General features: G+C 39.8%; 12 protein-coding genes. 6 read left to right on the top strand and 6 right to left on the bottom strand.

Features of this window, described 5'->3' with window-relative positions; translation table 11 throughout:
- Positions 1-573 precede the first annotated feature (573 nt).
- The 4 genes from CUN67_RS24705 to CUN67_RS24720 all read right to left on the bottom strand — a co-directional run bounded on the left by CUN67_RS24705 (position 574) and on the right by CUN67_RS24720 (position 3,205).
- Positions 574-855: a hypothetical protein gene (locus CUN67_RS24705; protein ID WP_208718124.1), complete on the bottom strand. Its 282-nt coding sequence runs from the start codon at positions 853-855 to the stop codon at positions 574-576.
- 317 nt (positions 856-1,172) lie between these two features.
- Complete coding sequence (locus CUN67_RS24710) at positions 1,173-1,817, bottom strand: glycoside hydrolase family 25 protein (protein WP_208718125.1); 645 nt, start codon at positions 1,815-1,817, stop codon at positions 1,173-1,175.
- A 156-nt stretch (positions 1,818-1,973) separates the two neighbouring features.
- Positions 1,974-2,456, bottom strand: a complete 483-nt coding sequence (locus CUN67_RS24715) for a hypothetical protein (protein ID WP_208718126.1) — start codon at positions 2,454-2,456, stop codon at positions 1,974-1,976.
- Complete coding sequence (locus tag CUN67_RS24720) at positions 2,426-3,205, bottom strand: winged helix-turn-helix domain-containing protein (RefSeq protein ID WP_208718127.1); 780 nt, start codon at positions 3,203-3,205, stop codon at positions 2,426-2,428. Before CUN67_RS24720 ends, CUN67_RS24715 begins: the two co-directional genes overlap by 31 nt.
- A gap of 936 nt (positions 3,206-4,141) precedes the next feature.
- Between CUN67_RS24720 and CUN67_RS30705 the strand changes: the two genes are divergently transcribed.
- The 5 genes from CUN67_RS30705 to CUN67_RS24745 all read left to right on the top strand — a co-directional run bounded on the left by CUN67_RS30705 (position 4,142) and on the right by CUN67_RS24745 (position 14,515).
- Positions 4,142-4,351 (top strand): helix-turn-helix transcriptional regulator, encoded by a 210-nt coding sequence (locus CUN67_RS30705; RefSeq protein ID WP_368389672.1) that lies wholly within the window; start codon positions 4,142-4,144, stop codon positions 4,349-4,351.
- 674 nt (positions 4,352-5,025) lie between these two features.
- A complete protein-coding gene (locus tag CUN67_RS24730; protein WP_208718129.1) occupies positions 5,026-5,613 on the top strand; it encodes a helix-turn-helix domain-containing protein in 588 nt (195 codons plus the stop codon).
- A gap of 4,339 nt (positions 5,614-9,952) precedes the next feature.
- The gene (locus CUN67_RS24735; RefSeq protein WP_208718130.1) at positions 9,953-10,861 is read left to right on the top strand and encodes a RepB family plasmid replication initiator protein; all 909 of its coding nucleotides are present in this window, start codon (positions 9,953-9,955) and stop codon (positions 10,859-10,861) included.
- Positions 10,862-12,326: 1,465 nt separating this feature from the next.
- On the top strand, positions 12,327-13,529 hold the full coding sequence (locus CUN67_RS24740; RefSeq protein WP_084878693.1) for an AAA family ATPase: 1,203 nt from the start codon (positions 12,327-12,329) through the stop codon (positions 13,527-13,529).
- 35 nt (positions 13,530-13,564) lie between these two features.
- Positions 13,565-14,515, top strand: coding sequence for a ParB/RepB/Spo0J family partition protein (locus tag CUN67_RS24745; RefSeq protein WP_208719471.1), 951 nt, complete (start codon positions 13,565-13,567; stop codon positions 14,513-14,515).
- A 146-nt stretch (positions 14,516-14,661) separates the two neighbouring features.
- On the opposite strand, the gene CUN67_RS24750 is transcribed toward CUN67_RS24745, so the two are convergent.
- Entirely contained in the window at positions 14,662-15,825 is a 1,164-nt protein-coding gene (locus CUN67_RS24750) for a hypothetical protein (protein WP_208718131.1), read from the bottom strand.
- A 191-nt stretch (positions 15,826-16,016) separates the two neighbouring features.
- Here CUN67_RS24750 and CUN67_RS24755 point away from each other — a divergent pair, with 191 nt between their 5' ends.
- Positions 16,017-18,215 carry a glycoside hydrolase gene (locus tag CUN67_RS24755; RefSeq protein ID WP_208718132.1) on the top strand — a complete coding sequence of 733 codons (2,199 nt, stop codon included), beginning with the start codon at positions 16,017-16,019 and terminating at the stop codon, positions 18,213-18,215.
- A gap of 39 nt (positions 18,216-18,254) precedes the next feature.
- On the opposite strand, the gene CUN67_RS24760 is transcribed toward CUN67_RS24755, so the two are convergent.
- The gene (locus tag CUN67_RS24760) at positions 18,255-19,397 is read right to left on the bottom strand and encodes a hypothetical protein (RefSeq protein ID WP_208718133.1); all 1,143 of its coding nucleotides are present in this window, start codon (positions 19,395-19,397) and stop codon (positions 18,255-18,257) included.

Genomic DNA, 19,397 nt, shown 5'->3' on the forward strand with positions numbered 1-19,397 from the left:
ATCACCTATGCCAAGGGGGACCGATGATTTGTCGGCTTCCCTTTTCTATGAAGTTCTCAGGCAGGTTACTGAGTGAATTTCGACATGAATGCTTTGTAACGAAGTACTTAAGGGTTGAGGGCACGGATAAAATGAGCAAATCAGCCCCCATATAGCTAAAAATATAATTGATAAAAAAAACCCTCTCCACTTCCACATAGAGAGGGTGCCTTATCGGCCAACACCAGGGAAATTGCTCCCACTATGCCTAAGTATCACTACTATACCAAAGCATAGTCATAGTGACATAGTTTTCCTTACTGCACAATTATAATTTCCAGTTTAATAACCAAAAAGTAAGTGTAATGTAATAACAATATGATTTTTCGAATGATTTTCACCAACTCTTTAACACGCAGGAACCGGGATGTTGCAATGGATATTTACCAATGACGGTTGGTTGAATCTGATGCACCCTTCTTACTGTTATTCTCTGAGGAATGTTGATGCATTACTGTAAGCAGTAGAAGCGCATGTTATACAGTGAAGAGACGATCTGAATGAGAAGAACGATAATTTCTTCCGGATACCAGATCAATCCAGCTTATTACTGAGTTGCAGTAATAACTTTATGGCTCTGGGCCATGCTAAAGCCATTAATCCAGCATAGGTAATCGTATGATGAATTGAAGCATTTCTTGTCAAATCATATGCCAGAATAATCATCGCTACAATTACTCCCTGAATCAGATTTCCACTTATTTTTCTTATAGAGAAAGATTCTCTTGAATTCAACACGCTAGCCATAACACCAAATTCGAGTATTACGAGAACCAGTACTAATTCACTAAGCGGAAATACATTAAAAAAAGTCATCTTATTTTCCATTTAGATTTCGATGAATTGGATATACCCAAATCAATCTCCTGGCAAGCAATTCGACTGCAAGTTCAGGATTTAAAGGTATGTTAAGACCCATAGAATCAGGAGTTATGCCCCTGAAACCCTAAGGACCAAACAACTATACCTTGGTACAAACCACTAAAGAATTAGGACTATCTTCCAGACATTAAGGACTTTCTTGCTCTTGGTGTGCGCATCTTCGAGTGCGATTTTCATTTGAAAAATTAGAGTGTTGAAAAATAAAAACGGAAACCGATTGCACGGTATCCGTTAGGTACTGTCATGAAGAATCAATAGGAGGGACGGTCTCGGTAGACATAATTGAGCGCAACAGGTGCCTCAATTCCTGCAATCTGACAAGTTTGACGGTACTGTCTGATTGTCCACATTTTGTTATTCACTTTCCAGGGTATCGGTAAGGTTAGTCGAGTCTCATTTTGATCTATAAGCCACAAAGGGAAATCATGAAAATCATAATCCTGCCAACCTCTTAATCCTTCCCATACATCCGTAGAACAGCAGATATAGGGTTTTTTGCCATGTAATCCGTTCAAACATACCCATTCAAGCAAAGTATGGAATGCTTCTAACACATCAGATGAACGGATACCTTCAGTACCCGTGATATTTAGCCTCAACGCAAGTTTATCAAGACCAGGATTGAACTTAGTTGCCTTCAATGCCGCAATAATATTTCTTAGCTGTGTACGAATATCACCAGCTGAAAAAGTGAAGTCATGCCATGCCCCCAGCTCAAAGCCTGCGTTTCTGGCATCTGCCCAATGTTTTACAAACAAAGAATCCTGGCTCTTAACCCCCTCGCTAATTTTAAAAAATACGTGATTCACGCATGCATCTCTAATGCTCTGCCACGAAATATCCTCATTACCATCGCAATAAGAAATTTCAATGCCTTTATCATAACAAGTATTCATAATGATAATTATCTCATGTTAGAAATTAAAAACCAGATTAGAAATTGAAAACCAGTTAAACAAAATAACGAACATGGATTAGGAAAAGATAAAAGACATAGAAGAAATCAAAAATTCGTGACAGAGCAATAGTGTCTTCAATAATGCATATTATAACTACTTATTTTCGCACATCATAATCCAGTTATCGTTTATTAACATCAACCAGCTATTACGATCAATAGGCTTAAACAGCAATGTCAGATCTTTTCCTTTCTCTCCTAAAATGACATATCCTGGTGGGAGTTTGTCATCATTGTAGATTTTAAGGTCGCTAATTTTAGCTTGAATGACACCCTTTTTAGCCGTAACAGTCTGCAATTGCAATGCTCTGTCAAAAACAATACCATTATTGTCCTTATCACTCTTCACACCGAAAAGAGTAAGTTTATTAGCTTGAGGCCACCAGGTAATGACTCCATTGAACTGGTAAGGACTTTGATACTGATCGATTAAGTTCGCACCCTGTATAATGCTGGAGCAAGGTTGTTCGGGACGTTTCGCGCTTTCAAAATAATTCCAAAGCGACCAAGACATCAATGCCCCTCCCAAAACGCAAACAATAGCCATCAATACGAGGAATAGAGTTCGTATCGACATTTATTCTCCTTAGAAAGTTCCCCTTCGCACTCCGCAACCCAGAATTTAGGACCATTGGAGGCAATGTAAACATTTGTGATTGATTTAGGTAATTTAGAGCGTCGCTGTTCCAGAACTTCGCTACTGATGCCTCGCAATGAACTCAAGTGGAAGGTGACCTCCCCTATATTACTCTCAAATGGAAAAGCTTGTGGCTCCGGATTCACAAGTTTATACACACATGTTAGCAATGTGGGTAACATAAATATAACCAATCCGAATAATACTAGTTTTTTTTCATGAATGAACCGTCCTGAATTCAGTTTTTCTCTGCCCAACTGAGACAGCGTTAACTCTGGTAATGCAGTCAGTTCAGCGTTTCCAGCATCTGCAACAACTTCAGCTGCTATCTCCTCATGCGCAGGGCTGTTCAATACACGCTCTTCTGGCTCAGGGCATTTGGTGAGATTTAAAGTGATCCCATGGCGAGGAATAGTCTTGATCACAGAATAAGGCAAACCCGCAATTTGCAGTTTCCGGCGTAACATTTTGATAAGTTGGTGATAACTGGATTCGCCTACAATGGTCCCTCGGCTATGCCAGATTTCCTCAATGATCGTTTCTTTCTTCCCTTTGCCACTGATAATCAGTTCAAGCAATCGACGTTCATTAGGCGTCAAATGTATATCTTCCTGCCCTGGGGAAGATAGACATGAACGTTCTTGAATAAACGTTATTTCTGGCGAGAGCGAGATTTCATTCTGGTTCACAGATGGTTCCTAAATGTAAAATATTCCGATTAAATTACATAACTCACTGAATTCAATAGGTATCATGCAGGTAAACGCCAAAGGGCTCTCATATCTACCGTGGGATGTCTTATTTGGTAGGGAAAAATAACAAATTAATCAATGGAATTACAGCATCCTCCCAATAGCGGGCATGATTTTTTCTGAGATCATGCATCACCGCGAACATAACTCAGAGTTTAATATGAATTTAAAATAATAAAAACATGATTTTTCATCACAGCCCCAAGACGTTTCCCACACCATATAAGAACAATCTCACTTTTCCTTTCGTTCTTTTTATTTATCAGGAAGATGTCAAGGTAATGAATGGGAAGAATAAGGAGTGAAGCAAAGCTAACATCACATAAAATCAGTAAGTAATTCGGTAAATTCCTGGGATAAGTTTCTAATGGTTGATATTTTGTTGTAATACTATGTGTTGACGTCAACGTGAAAGCGTTGCCATAATGCCTTTGTTTTTTACCAGTCATGTATACAGAAAATGTTTTATTGTCATAGTCGACATCGGTTGACGGATTTAATAAAACCTCATCAAATTTTTTGCACCCTGCACTGAGATTAACCATGAATATTTATCTGGTTTCAGATGATTACTACTTTTCTTACGGTATGAAATCAAAATTTCTTGCTGATAATCAGAAATTTTTTATACAAAAATGGAAAAATTATACACCTGAGTTTACTCAAACGCATCTTAGACATGGAGACATTATACTACTTGACTCAAGTACACAAAGTTTTATAGAGAAAAGCATCAGCCATCCTATCATCTCCTGTAAGGTGAATGTGCTCATTCTCTATACGCCCTATAAACACTTATCTCCGATATTCAAAGCATATGCGAAAGCTCCAAGGAACTTGTCTTTTACAAACCTGGGAATGCTGATTCACTCAATGAAGTCTTCACCACGAACTTTAAAGTATTGCCCAGGGCATCTGACAGCAACGGAGTGTATTATTATCCGTCGGCTTTATGAACAAGCATCACACGCCCAAATATCGGAGGAGTTAGCAATATCGATTAAGACAGTCAGCACTCATAAAATCAACGCTCTACGAAAACTAGGCGTCAGAAATTTTAACCAACTTTATTTTCATAACTAGAAAGTTAAGGAAATAATTATTACGCGCTTAATATTATAAAAGACGGGGTCCTATAATTAGTATTGTTGATGTATTCACTCGTGCATATTTTTAGTTGCCATGAGTGGCACACATGCTGTCAGATTTCCAGGGAAAATCCTAATAAATATATTTAATAATAAACATACTAAATTTATCCATACCGCAAATATTAATTTCATCAACTTTTTTCACACTCAATAAAATGAATATTTTCAATGAGTTAGGAACAATGGCGTCTACACAGAAGGGCTATATTTTTTACACACCATCAGCAAAAACAAGAGTATTCATATATAAGATTTTTCTCTCAGTAAACTGCGAAATAATATACGAGCAATCATCGCCTCATGATCTGGATACTCTACATAATTGTATTTGCGATCTTACACATGGTGACACATTAATATTATGGCGCATGGATAAAAGCATTCCAAAATATCATAATAAATTAAAGTGGATCACAAATATTCTGAAAAAGAAGGTAAGGATAATTAGTCTGGCCGACAGACTCACCATTGAATTTTCTCCGGAGCATCCTTCATCTCGCTTTTTGTACTATTTAAAAAACAAAAGTATCAATGTTCGTCTTTAAAATATATTACATATGTAATTTTAAAGTATAAATATAATCTCTATAAAAATCACTTAACAATATGATTAATAACTTATATTTTCTACAAACTATCAAATCCGATAATTATTTCGTAATGGGTTATAGTCGGGGAGCATTCGATGAAAGAAATAAACAAAATAATTTATTATTACAAGAATGTTGTCATTCGCTAATTGAAGATCCAGACCAAAGTAATGCCCTTTGCCCTGCTCTACAATTTTTTCCAGAGGTCAGAGTTATTCTACTCATGACAACTTTGAACTCGTTACGTGGTTCTACATCAGGTCTGCTTGGTTGGCTTAAGAAATGGCTCCTTCGAGGACATCACATAATCACTCTTGATGGGGTTATGAACAGTATTCAGTGGCCAGAATCCACTGCGCTCATCGCTGTGCTCTCCGGACATAATCCCCGGGCTCTTCACGCACCATCAGGTCGACCTTCGGGCCTATCAAATGATGCGATTCAGCTTAAAGGGCAGGCGATTGAAATGTACGAACATAAAACACTCAGTTCAAGTCAGTGTGCCCGTAGATTAGGTATTGCTCGTAGTACTTACTATCGCTATCTGAATTCGAATAAGCCACTTTGTGCCCCATCAGAATCAGAGGACTTCTTATCTGAGTAGAAAACATCAAATGTTATAGGGTGAGGATGTTGATGTAATATCGTTAATAAGCCATTGATTTTTCGGCTAATTTTAAGTTATTCTGGTGATTGTTTTTTGTTCGTTAGTTTTTATGATGCTATAGAAGTTCGGCATTCAGATTTTTTAATGCATTATCTCAAGGCTGGGTATTATTTGATTTATCACCATTCTTTTTTATCCGGCAATTTTTATCTTTTTCCTGTGTAATGAAATTCAAAATTATGGAATTAAAACATACATATAGAACAATTTTCTAAAATATCAAAGTTACGTATGCGACCCCCTACTCGCAATTCCTGATCATTTTTCCCTGGAAAACCATTCACATCTCATAAGAATCCATCAAATTAACTTTTTTGTATTTCCTTTTTCCCTTCTCGCTTTATTTGTTATCCATATTAGGTCTCACTAATATTTGTTAATTTTTTACGAATAATAAGTTCTTAATATCAATACTATTCAAAGTTAATTTTATTTTTATCTGTTCTAATTGCTTCGGTAATCAAATTACTCGATCTTGTAGTTAGTTGATATAATTCGTAATTTTTCAACTAACTATTACATGTCTGTTTGAATGATCAGAAAATGCTCATACACGCTATGTCTTTCACATTAGTAATTTTTAAATTCATGGTTAAATCAGAGATCTATTTTCAAAGCAGTTGTTTACATGTGATTTGATAAGTTTGCACTATCCTTCATGGCTTATTAGTAGTATCAACTCGATTTTGTCTCTATTCTCATATTATCCGTTTATTTCTCGTGCAGGTTTACTGTGTACCTTTTAGATTATCTGATACTCATGTCCCCTCAGTCTTTCAAAAATATTCGCACAGGAACGCATTGTTGTTAAGTGTACATATTATTCTATCTGCAACAAGTGCGTTCTCCTCTCGATAATTTGCTCTTCTTATGCATATTTTTGCATATCCAGCAGTTAATCATTCGGATCACTTTTCATTAATTCGTTTTTTGTTTTGGTTGATATGACGTGTTTCAAATGGTTAATAATGGAGAAAATTACTATCCATGTTTTCACATGGTTAAAAAATAATATTCCTCCAATTTTTTCGTTTTGCCCATAGTTATGCCTTTCCCCTAATTCAATACAGACTTAGGTTTAATCAGCTCTTGCTATTAAATCCTTTCTGAATCCCCCTCCCCCACCTTTAATGCCTTGGTGACCATATTTTTTAAAAAAGTACATTCTGTTGGAAAACGCATAGGTATTTTCACCTTGCTCATATCACGCTAACTCATTGAAAATTCAGATCAAACGTTCATTTTTTCAGCCTGAAAACTCCAATATATGACGTCATCTCTTGAGAATCGCAATCCTTACACCATTTCTTTTTTCATTATTTTATACCTATTCCGTGGCTTTTCTTTCTGATACCTACGCATTGGTTAATTGAGCTATCTCAAATTAATTATTTTCTAATTTCTTTTTGGACCATTTACTTAGAGTGCCAATATTATTGTTTGTTGAGTTTATGAATGTTGATTTGATGATTATGCTAATGTCCTCGATTTCTACTATTGGGCGATAAAGATAAAATCATTATAAAATTTTAAAATAAAATGCTCTCCCTTTGAGTGGGTTAAATTTATTCAGTTCTACTGTGCCATTAATATATTCCAGAACTAATACCTTAAATTTTTGTTGTCAATGCCATCATGTGAGATTCAATTTTTGTTTATGAATAATTAAAACTCGAAAAATTTCAAAAAATATTATTGATTGCCCAAACTGCTTGCATTATCCTCCCTGCTATTTCATGTCCCTTTATATTTTATAACATACCCACAGTGGTCTTCAGAATCTATACTCCTTTATTCTTTGAACAAATACAATTCTTTAGTTCCAGCCTTCTTGCCAAGGATCATTCTTTGATGTCTAAGCATCCGAAATGCTCTGCCGAAAATATTTTTCACCAAGCAAATCATCCATAACATACTGAAAAAAAAGAGAAAAGTTGTAATTTTCAGCCTGAAAACTCCCATATTACTTCTCATAGGTATGTGAGATGTATAATCACAATTGCACACTTTATTCAAGCCATCAGGATTCAGTTTTGGTTTTTTGGCTTCCGTAGAAATTAATGTTTTGCCATTTATATATGCCGGAAGTGTTCTTATGACTATAACATCAATATCTTATGTTTTCTTTAATCCACGGATTATATAAATTTAGTCGCGATTATTTTAATGATAAAACAGGGAGTCAAAGGATAAGGTTGTTGCATCATGTGAAATAATATTGGTTAAATTCAATGTTTCTCTGCGAGTATTGGTTGGGCAGAGTTCCGAATTTTTTGTCGAAAATATTCACATTGACTGTCAAATACCTGGAGTTTCTCCACCTTTATTAATCTATTTTTGTTTAGCTCTGTTCTTCTTTGCTGACCTGCACTATGTTGAGATGAAATTTTCATATGGAATACTATGTTTATAGTGCGTTTTTTTATTGCATCAGATAGGAATTACTTATTAATAGCCAATCATTTTCCTACATGATGTGGTTATTAAAATCTTTAATATATGTATGTTTATATTAAGGTTAAAAAATTAATACTAAAATAGCCCAATACTTTATTAAAAGTCATGCTTTTGGTTGACTCTTCACACTTTTAAAAGAAAGTCGTTTGCTACGTTTCCATAGAAATTCAATCGTATTGAAATTAATAATATTTTTATTCCATAACATCACAATGATTTAAATGGAGTAGATAGAAGGCTGTCTTATAAGTAAATACATCTTTATAGTATGTAATTAACCAATCTACTTTTAGACTAGTGGCTACATTCTTTAAACATATTATTCAATGGCTAATTAAGAACTCTGTTTAATTAAATATTCTGTTATTTCCATCCTACAATCACATCATACAATTCAGTCTCATGGAAACATTCATTTCTTGAATCAATTGAATCCAAAACACTATTTCATAATAAAAACTGCAGGCTGAACTTCTCGGGATATGAAATTTCTCCATTAGTAATCCCCATATCTTATTGATTTATAATTAATTATTAAAAATTTTCAGACTGAAAACACCATCAATAACTAATCCAAATGAATAAAAAAGACATTCCTGGAATGAGAATGCACACAAATTAGTTTTAACTCCTGAACACTTAACTTAAAAGTGAACATACTTATAACTAATCTAAACAACAACCATAAGCGTATGACTTAGAAATGCATTTCTATTAGATTCAAAGCGAAAAATTATCATGACGTGGGGCAGGTGGAAGACATCATGCTTCCTCTCAAGAGGAAAAGTTTTCACGTTATAGTGAATTGCAATTTAATTGTCCGAGTTTCATTGCAAAAAAATGCATATTAGTTATGAGTCTTTAATGATGGCACTTAGCCATAAATCCAGACAGTGATCATTGAAGTTGCTTATTTTTCTTCAGACTCAAGCTTAGTCATTAATAGTTTTCTTTAAATCGAATGATTCAATTTTAACCGCAAATAATGTATCTAAAGCAGACTCATTATCCTAATCGAAACTGTATATTTATTTTATGATTAGACAAAATTTTCTATTAGGATCTTGAGTGTAGTAATAAATGATAGGAAGACACTAACGAATGTATAATTTTGGAATAAAATTATATTCTAAATTAACGCAGAGGGTAGGGGATAAATTGATAAGAGTATTGTGATATTTATTGCAGACGGTTTAAATCAGTTTGAGAAACTATTGTGCAAATGAGAATTATTATTTCTCTATATATTTTTATTAGCTTCTCTGAAATAAGAAGGTTAAATTAAATGTTACAGTGTAACCTAATAAAGTTATTTATAATCATATAGTTAAGAGCTTTCAAATCACTATCATGCCTTATATTTCAATATATGGAGTTCGGATTTACTTATCTATGCTGGTTGTTTTTTAAACAGATAAAAATGTTCTGAATAATTTCAAGAGGAACAGGTTAGCGTCGAGATGTAGCTGAATATTGATAGTATTTATACTCGTTATCCACAGGATAGATCTAATAAAGTGGATCTTATATTGATCTAATAGGGATCTTATATATGATCTTTATAAAGATCTTAAGGATCTAAGCATCGGAAAGTTTATATTTATCATACTCTTAAAGAGGTTTTTGTTCCTCTAAACATGCAGTTTGTTCTTCTAAACATGTGATCTGTTCCGCTAAATATGTAATTTGTTCCTCTAAAAATGCTATGCGTTCCTCTGGATATGCTGTAGTGTTCCTCTGAATATGCAGAAAGCGTTCCTCTGAACATGCAGTGCGACGTTTACCTGTGGATAACTATGGCAGGGGGAGGTTAAAGGAAATGTCCAAGGATATAAATGACTTAGGTCTAACTGTCGAGTATGAAAATAAAACCACAGGTGAACTAGAGTACATCTCATCCACAAGCAACAAATCGATCCAGCCGTTATCGCTGCTACGTTTGAGTGTATTCAGCCCTGTGGGTTTGATCGAGAAAAAGAGCGTCGGCAATCGCTCGATGGATGCCTCAGAAGAGTTCCGTAACCTCGAAATTGTCAACAAAGAAGGGTACAACAAAGTCACCATAAATGGTCCTAAATTGGATATGGACACAGATTTTCGCACCTGGGTGGCCATCATTTCTGCATTAACTCACACGGAGATGAAAGAGGGTAAGGTGACGTTGCCGTTCACCGAATTTGCGCGTCTGTGTGAATTCAATTCGCGGCAGGTCAATAAGAATCTGAAAGAAAGGATTGCGAAATCGCTTCGTAAAATTACACAAACGTCGATCCATGTGTACAAGGAAGATGGTGAAGATATCGTGAGCGCCACCACGCACCTTATCAACTTTTCTAAGGTGGATACCGCCAAGAATCAGGTAATCATTGAGTACAATCCAGGGCTCCGGGATCTTTATAACATCGATCTTAAGCGCGTGTTAAAGCTCAAGGTATTTCCTGCCATTAAGCGCAATGAGGTGGCTAAGGCCATTTATACCTTCCTGGAAGGGCTTCCAAACGTTCCAAACAAAGTTCAGATTGTTACCTTCGAGCGAATCCAGGAACGCCTTAACATGCGTTCTGAGCCTCGTAAGCAGCTAATGATAGTGAGGAAAGCTATGAAGCTCCTGGAGGAGGTGAAATACCTGACTTACACCGAGGGCTACAAGGTCGTTCAGGGTAAGAAAAGGATCTACTTTACGATCACTTCCCGTGATCCGGATCTTTCTGAGAACAATGAAGTATAGGTCCCGAGACGGCATTGTTATACATTGGTGCTCTGATATTAACTAAGCGTAATTTATTGTTTCTTCGATATAAAACCGTTTTGTTCCTCTAAATATGCAAGCGAAAGCTTGCCATATTATTCAACTCGCCCCTTGGTGTTCCTCTAAACATGCATTCAAAAATATCGCAGTAGTCATCCATGAGAGGGCTGGGCGTTCCTCTGAATATGCATTATAAGTCTCTGTGCACTTTATAGCGTTCCTCTAAACATGCTGAAAGCATGTTATGAATCCCGGAAACAGGGAGGGGTTATCCTCATGCATATGGCTTGAGATACTATGTTCCTCTAAACATGTTGGCGATGAGTTGCACGGTGTTCCTCTAAACATGCACCTCAAACTGTTCCCGTAAATATGCATCTGTGGTTTTTGATACTTGTGCTGTCGAGTTGAGAGAATCGTCGTTCCTGTAAACATGCAAATCTGTTTGTGAATTGATCGTTTATGGAGTGCAAAATGATCAGGCGTTATTCTAATGATGCTGATGCCGCAAGCCGTTCCTCTAAACATGCTAAGTCATATCCCGGGTGTTCCTCTAAAGATGCAGCGATTCTTCAACAGATGTTCTTCTAAACATGCAGCAGTGAGTTCCAGCAGTGGTGTTCCTCTAAACATGTAGGTCCCTTGTCTTTTGCAAGTTGTAACGGAGGTGGGGGGGCTTCAAGTTGATTAGTGTGAGATGAGTTTTCATCAACAAAATCAGATATGTTCCTCTAAATATGCATTCATCTGATAATGATGTTCCTCTGAGTATGCAGCCTCATGAGAGGCGTGTTCCTCTGAATATGATACGAAAATCGTTAACGTGTTCCTCTAAATATGCTGTTTGTGAGATGTTCCCGTTCCTCTAAAAATGCGTCAAAAGGGATATGTTCCTCTGAATATGCAGAGACGAGGCCATGAGTTGTTCCTGTAAACATGCAGCTTAAGCAGTTTATCGGACTATCAATCCGGATCGTTCCTCTGAACATGCACAAACGAGAGATGAGGGGGGTTGCCTGACCCGATTTTTGTTCCTCTGAACATGCAGTGTGACAGGGAGGCGTTGATGTGATGATCATAAAGTAATCATTGTGTTCCTCTTCGCATGCGACTTAGAGATAAAACTCAAAAAGGTATGATTTTGAAATGTTGATAATTTGTCCGTAGCGTTCCTTTAAATATGCGACTTTAGCAATTGAACTGGACATCCATGCGGCTGAAATAAACCTGAAATCCGGTATTTATCCCGATTAATCAATGTGATGTCAGTATGATAAGAAACTTCGTGATACAGACATGTCTGCAGTCTTATTGGGATAATCTCAGTTTTATGAAATAAATCCATCCGCGAAGAAAAAATCCAGTTTTTAGGTTTTTTACTGAAAAATTGGCAGATTACGGTTTTTTGTGTACTATTCGAAAAGACATTATTACTGAGGTGCTTATGAAGCGTGATTACGGCGATGTGCTGGAGACAGCGAAGCGAGCGAACAGTATGTTGCAGGGACTCAGCAACCATATTGAACAGCAACGAGTTGAATTTAATCAGACTGGTTATTATCAAACGTATTCGCGCAACGCTGTTGCCAATTTTCCACTGCTTAGTAAGCACGCCGTGGTCGCTGCGATCAGTGATATGGAGGAAGCTGGCTATGAGTTTGGGAAAAAGCAAACAGGCAGTACCTCACAATATGCACTCAGCCTGCAGAACGTGATCGATATTTATCATCACCGCAAGGTGCCCAAATATCGTGATAAACACAAAGGTCCCTTTGTTGTGTTCGTGGTTAACCTGAAGGGCGGCGTATCTAAAACTGTCAGCACCGTTACACTTGCACACGGTATGCGTGCTCATCCTGCCATGTTACACAATGATCTGCGGATCCTTGTCATCGATCTTGATCCTCAGGCTTCAAGCACCATGTTCTTAAGCCATAAAAACAGCATTGGTTCTAAAGCGGAAACAGCCGCCCAGGCGATGCTGAACGATCTTGGCCGTGAGCAGTTGCATAGTGAATTTATTCAGCCAACTGTCATGCCTGGCGTTGATGTCATGCCCGCCTCAATTGACGATGGTTTTGTCGCAAGTGACTGGGAAGCTCTGGTACAGGAGTATCTACCGGGGGTCGCACCATCGGAAGTGTTACGCAGAAACGTCATCGATCGACTCGCAGACGACTATGATTTTATCTTCGTCGATACTGGCCCACATCTCGATTCGTTTATGCTTAACGCCATTGCTGCCAGCGATATCCTGCTGACGCCGACGCCACCAGCGCAGGTCGATTTTCATTCCACAATGAAGTATCTGACCCGTTTGCCTGAGATGCTGGAGCGTATTGAAAAAGAAGGTGTCGAACCACGATTAAAAGCCAATATTGGTTTTATGTCGAAGATGACGACGAAACATGATCATTTAACTTCTCAGAGCTACGCGCGAGAAGTGTTTACTAAATCTATGCTTGATGCCTCTCTACCGCGGCTTGATGGTTTTGAGCGATGCGGTGAATCATTTGATACGGTTATCAGCGCCAATCCTATTTCATACCCCGGCAGCGCGGATGCCCTCAGAAAAGCCAAGTATGAAGCAGAGCAATTTTCTCGTGCAGTTTTCGACCGCATTGAATACATCAGGAGCACACTGTGAGTACTCATAAGACGGTACAACGTATCGGCCGCACCATGGGCCAGACTGCAATTGCCAGCTTTATTGATAGCAGCAATACTTCACGAACTTTCACATTAAAATCGGGCAAAACAGCCACCTTTGCTCGTCAGCTCATTCCGCATGGCGATATTGAGCAGAGAACCTATGTTGACCCACAGGTCAATGGCCGCGATCAGGCTACGTTGACGGAAGAATCTGTTAAAGACATCACGCGTACCATTGGTTTGCAGCAGTTCTTTCCCGCAATTGGGCGGGTTAAAGATGGGCGCATCGAGATTATGGACGGTTCACGTCGCCGTGCAGCTTGTCTGTTTGCTGAAGCAAGTCTTGAAGTGCTGGTCACTACAGACGAACTGGATATCAGTGATGCTCGCCAGTTAGCCGCCGACATTCAGACTGCCAGAGAGCACAACCTGAGGGAACTCGGATTACGTTTTGCCATCATGAATGAAAATGGCATGAGCAAAAGCGACATCGCAAAAGCGGAAGGGATCTCAAACGCTAAAGTTACCCGTGCGTTTCAGGCGGCTTCTGTCCCGGCGGAGCTGATTGCATTATTTCCGGTGGTCTCCGAACTGACTCTGCCTGACTATCAACTGTTGCTTGATGTGACAGATAACGCCAAAGCAGAAAGCGTTGAGATCAGCGACCTGGCTGAGCAGGTTCGCACCATGATGAGTGTAAACCGCAATGATGGGATGACTACGGATGAGCAAAAAACAGAGATCCTCAGTTATTTTCGTTCAGCCAAACGTAACCTGGTACCCAAAAAGCCGAAGCCTCTGACCACAGAAAAACTGGCTGACTTCGAAGATCGTAACCTGCTGGCGCGCCGCAAAGTGAATGCAGAAAAGCGTTCGGTCAGCTATGAATTTGTCCGGTTACCCAAGGATGCGGTGGATAAAATCGAAGAGGCGATTAAGCAGGTGCTTGAGAGTGTCAAAGGGGCGAAAGTCAGAAGTTAAGCCCAATGCTGATTGGCTCCTCCGGGAGCCATTATCCCATGCAGTAAAATCCTCACCACGAAGTCAGGCCATCAATTCAGCGGAGCTCGGACTTCAGGGTTCCGCGACTCAGAACTTTCTCCGGCAGGATGAGACACAATGTTTAATTACTCATCGCCAAAATAGCGAACCTGCAAATGACGGTCGATTGCTGTAATTGCTGAGTTTATTTTTGGATCAAGTATTGTTGATGATGACTTTACATCAAACAAAAAGATTTTATCTTCGATAATTCTCGGGACAGAGATTCTTTCAATATTGCCTTCAAATTTATAATCATGTAAGTAATAAAAACCTTTTTCAGCGTCGTTACTTGTTGCCTTGCTTTCAATTATGCTGTCAATCTTATGATAAGATGAATGAAGTGTTTTTAACAACGTTTTAATGCAATCAACATATTCAAAAAACACCGAAAGTCCTTCTCTCTGCTGCGAAGACTGGGTGATTTTATCGCTTACTTCTGCTATGGCTATGTTGATGATATTCAGATGGTCAGCTATATCTTCCGCACTCAGGCGGGAATAATTTTCTCCTGCAACTTCATGTCTGATTTCTGTGCATACGGCGGAAAAACCATGATCAGACATGCAGCTGGATTTCGGTGGAGAAGAACGAGCTGCAGCTGAGTATGACTCAACAAGGGAGCGATATTTGTTCTTCATACGAAGAGTATCCTGAAAAGACTCGGCTATTTTTACCAGGGGTTTTTCCATTGTTGTCCTGTCAGACAATAAACAGAACATCTCCTTAGAAAGGAATGACTTATTGCTTACTATTTCACCTTTCTCAGTGCTATTGTATAGTTTATTAATAATATTATTAAAAAGGAAAACCACTTCTTTGTCGGATGTTAAGAGACCGAGCATTTTCTCGCCCGTTGCTGCAACAAGTAACTTCATTGCTTCAGTATTACTATCAATAAATTTTTTTGGCATAATTTCTTCAAAGGTAAACCCGGCTCGCAGGGCATCACAAAGATAGTGCAGTAGCTCGTTTCCGGGTGCTTTTTTTCTTATTAATGTCTCAACTCCTTTCTTTATATCATCAATATGTTCTGCTCGGTTTTTTTCCTGAGAATTAAGGGCTGGTTGTGTTTTCTTTCCTGAGAACAGAAAACTGGCGATTCTGTGCCCGAAACCTGATTTCAGGTTATCATTGCTGTTTTTTGTAACCGTTATCTTGTCTGGAAGAACAAAAGGTGTTGTGCCTGGTTGTGACGAACTGGGTGCTAAGACCGTCTGAGATGTAATACCTGGTGTTATTGCTGGCATGATATATTTTCTCCATATAGATTGCCGAGTAAATTACGTCTTAATAGCGGAGATATAAATATTTAATGATGATAATGAACTGATGTTTATGTAAATTCATACACACTGTCTGATTATTTATCTGATAATGAGATTGAGCTAACCCGTTCTCCCATACACTGAGCTAACTGTTTTATATTCCTGGTGTTCTTATGAAGAATTGGTTTTGCATTACCTCATTAACCTGCATCGTCTTATTTTTCACTCAACCGGTAAGTGCCTTACGTCTGCAACAGGGGGGTGAGGTTTTTGATATTGATCCGGTAACATTGCAGATCGAAGTTGGTAATACAGTAGTTAATGCACCACAAAGTAAGCAAAAAGTCAGCGAGTTGCAGACGTCTGCCAGTGAGGCAAGCTGGTACTGGCCTTTGCGGGGTATCCGTATCATCGCTCAGGCGCGCAATGATGAGCTACGTCTGGTGTTTCGCAGTACTCAATTACAGCAACTGAACTGGTTCGGTTTACCACCAGCGGCAAGCGAATTGTTGTTACCAATCGGGGAGGGTAGCCGCATCCCACTGGATAATCCCGAATGGCAAAGATACCTTCTCCGTGAACAGGCTGAGATTGATACGAATTTTGACATGAAACTGCCGCTGTGGAGCCAGCAGCAGCAAGGTAAAACTTACAGCTGGCTGCTGCTCACCCCCTTTAATAATAAAGTCAGTTTCAGCCTGGCGGACGGTCAGTTAAAGATGCATAGCCTGCATGAATTTAATCGTTTCAATCAGCAGCAGATATTTGAGGTTCTGCTGTATGTGGGCAAGTCACCTTTATCCGGTGCGCTACGCTATCGTGACTATCTGCAAGAGAGTGGCCGGTTCAGTACGCTGCGCGAAAAAATAGCCATTGCCCCGGAGGGGCATAAGCTGATTGGCGCAACGCACATTTATCTGTGGGGGAGTCAGCTGCTGGCACCGCAGGACGTAAATGACTGGCGGGGTCTGGTGCGTTACCTGCACACACCACGCGCCGCAGCGTTAAGACAAGGCATTGGTGCTGATGCGGAGAGTGTTATGCAACAGCTCAAAGGGCAGGAGCCTGGTGGCTGGCAGCAGGCGTTGTTGATGGCAGGCATCAACCGCGCGTTAACGTCTCAGGTCCCACTGAACGCGACACCCGATGAGGGGAATTATCTGCAGGTTCAGGCGCAGCAGGCATGCCTGGTACGGGAACTGGCACAGCGTCAACTCGGCTCTTATCTGGTGACGTCGGATCGTTGGGGCCAGGGGTTGTCAGAACCGGTAATTGATAAATTACAGCAGGCGGGTCTTTCCCGCATATGGCTTGGCGTCGATAACTGGACAGCTGCATTTCTGCATCCCGAGGCGGTCGCACGTGCAAAGTCTCTCGGCTATCTCATTGCCAGCTATGATTCTTATGACACCGCTATCCCGCGTGGTCTCAATGATAACTGGCTGACAGCCCAGCTACCCACGGTAATACGTAACACTTGTGCGATTGTCCGAGCTGATGGGAGTAAAAAACCCGGATTTTCTGGCGCGGGTTATTACCTTAACCCTGCCTGCGTCATGGCGTACTCGCTGCAGCGAATGCGGACACTAACACAGCTGGCAGGGCTGAATAGTCTGTTCCTTGATGTGGATGGTACTGCTATGGCAGCAGATGATTATCAACCTTCCCATCCGACGGGAGCAGCGGATATGGTGGCGGCGCGAAACTCCAGGATGGCCAGGTTCAGCCATCAGCTCAGGCTACCTTTAGGTTCTGAAGATGGTAATGCGCTGGCGAATCGGTATATTTTGTTTGCCCATGGCATGGAAACTTGGGGTTTTGGCTGGCAGGATGGGGATATGCGCCATAACAGGTCCTCTCCTTACTATCTGGGAGCCTGGTGGCCAGATACACAACCAGCAGTGTTCTTTCACCCTGCGCAACTTAAGCCACTTTACCTTACGGTAATCTTCGATCCCCGATACCGCCTGCCGCTCTATCAGGCGGTATTTCATGATGCGGTGATCACGACCCACCACTGGACATTAGACAATCTTAAATTTCCCGAAGTCAAAACCACGCGAGATTTGTTGAGCTTGCTCTACAACACCCCAGCTTTGTTCAATCTCAGCCGTGACACACTTACAGCACGTCTTCCAGACATCATTAAAGCCGATGCACGCTTTCGGCCACTGCATCAGGTTCTGTGGGATAAAGCATTGACGGATTTCAAATGGCTGGATAGCGATGGCTGGGTGCAACAAACCACCTTCAGTGATGGTTCTGTGCTGATAGCAAATTTCTCCGAACAGGCATTCGGAGAGATACCCGCAAAAAATCTCGAAGCCAGGCTGTCTGATGGACAGCTTCTAAGGTTCAGCGTGACGCAATAGAGCGAAAGCCGGGACTCAGTAATGAGTCCCGGAATTCAGTCACAATACTGAAATTTCATCGATATTGTGGTTATTTTTTTCCGTAAAGTTGTTGTTATTTTCGGGAGTAATCACACAGACCTCCAGATCCCTGGCGAGTTTATTCAGTGCCTTCAGGCTATTTTCCTCTTGCTGTGCGGTGAGTTTCCCCTCTCTTGCCTGGTTTACTATTTTAGACCTGGTATTTAAAAAGTCAGAAGAGAGTAATTTTTTACATCCTTTATAAACAAGTTTAACAACTTCGATAAAACCAGCAGGATATGAAAATTCTTTTGTTCTGAAATCATAGGTCATTGCCTGCCCATTCCGGATATAGCAATTGCCCTGTAAATTTACGCTGCCGTGTTCTAAATCAGCTGATGTAGGGAGGGATTGTAGAATATTGCCGTTGTAATCGATCCCCAGAGAGAGACCGAACCACAGAGTACGTTCTCTTCCTGCATGAGGTTCGAAAAACCTTGCAAGAGATTCCCCGACCACGACTATGCCAATGAATATATTGATCAGATTTTTATTTTCAGAAAAATCAGCGAGGATCAGTGCTGAGAACTCTCCGCAAATCTTTGTAAAGTCAGGCACCCCATGTTGCCTGAAATCGTTGATACCTTTACAGGTATCGGTAATACCCAGTTCAAGTCCCAGCGTATTTTGAATACCTGTTTTGCCGAATGGGATATCAATTTCAACTCTTGCCAGTTGTTGGCTGACATAGTTAAGTTCTGACTTTTGCCAGTTAAAATCGGCACCTATCTGATTTACGGCTAACATATAAGCCTTTACTTTATTGCTACCTGTCTCAATGACAGAACCAGTCTCTGCATGGAAGGGGAAAAGCATCAGATTATAGAGTGAGCCAACGGCGGTCATAGTGAATTTTAAATCCCAGCCCGTCAGTGCATTATGTAGCTGTGGGCCAATCTGCAGGATGATGTGATTGGGTAAAATGTTTCTTATAAATGAGACGAATTTTGCTGTTGTCCAGGGTGTATTCCTGAGAGAAGATTCGTTATCAGAACCGCTGCTGCTGATAACATCACTGGAATTATCCACGGTAATGATGTCAATGGAATCCTGATAGCTACAGGATGTATGGGCGATAGAAGGTTGTGAAGGAATTGAGGGTATTGTAGAGATTAAAGTCAT

Source organism: Pantoea cypripedii, from assembly GCF_011395035.1.
Classification (GTDB): domain Bacteria; phylum Pseudomonadota; class Gammaproteobacteria; order Enterobacterales; family Enterobacteriaceae; genus Pantoea; species Pantoea cypripedii_A.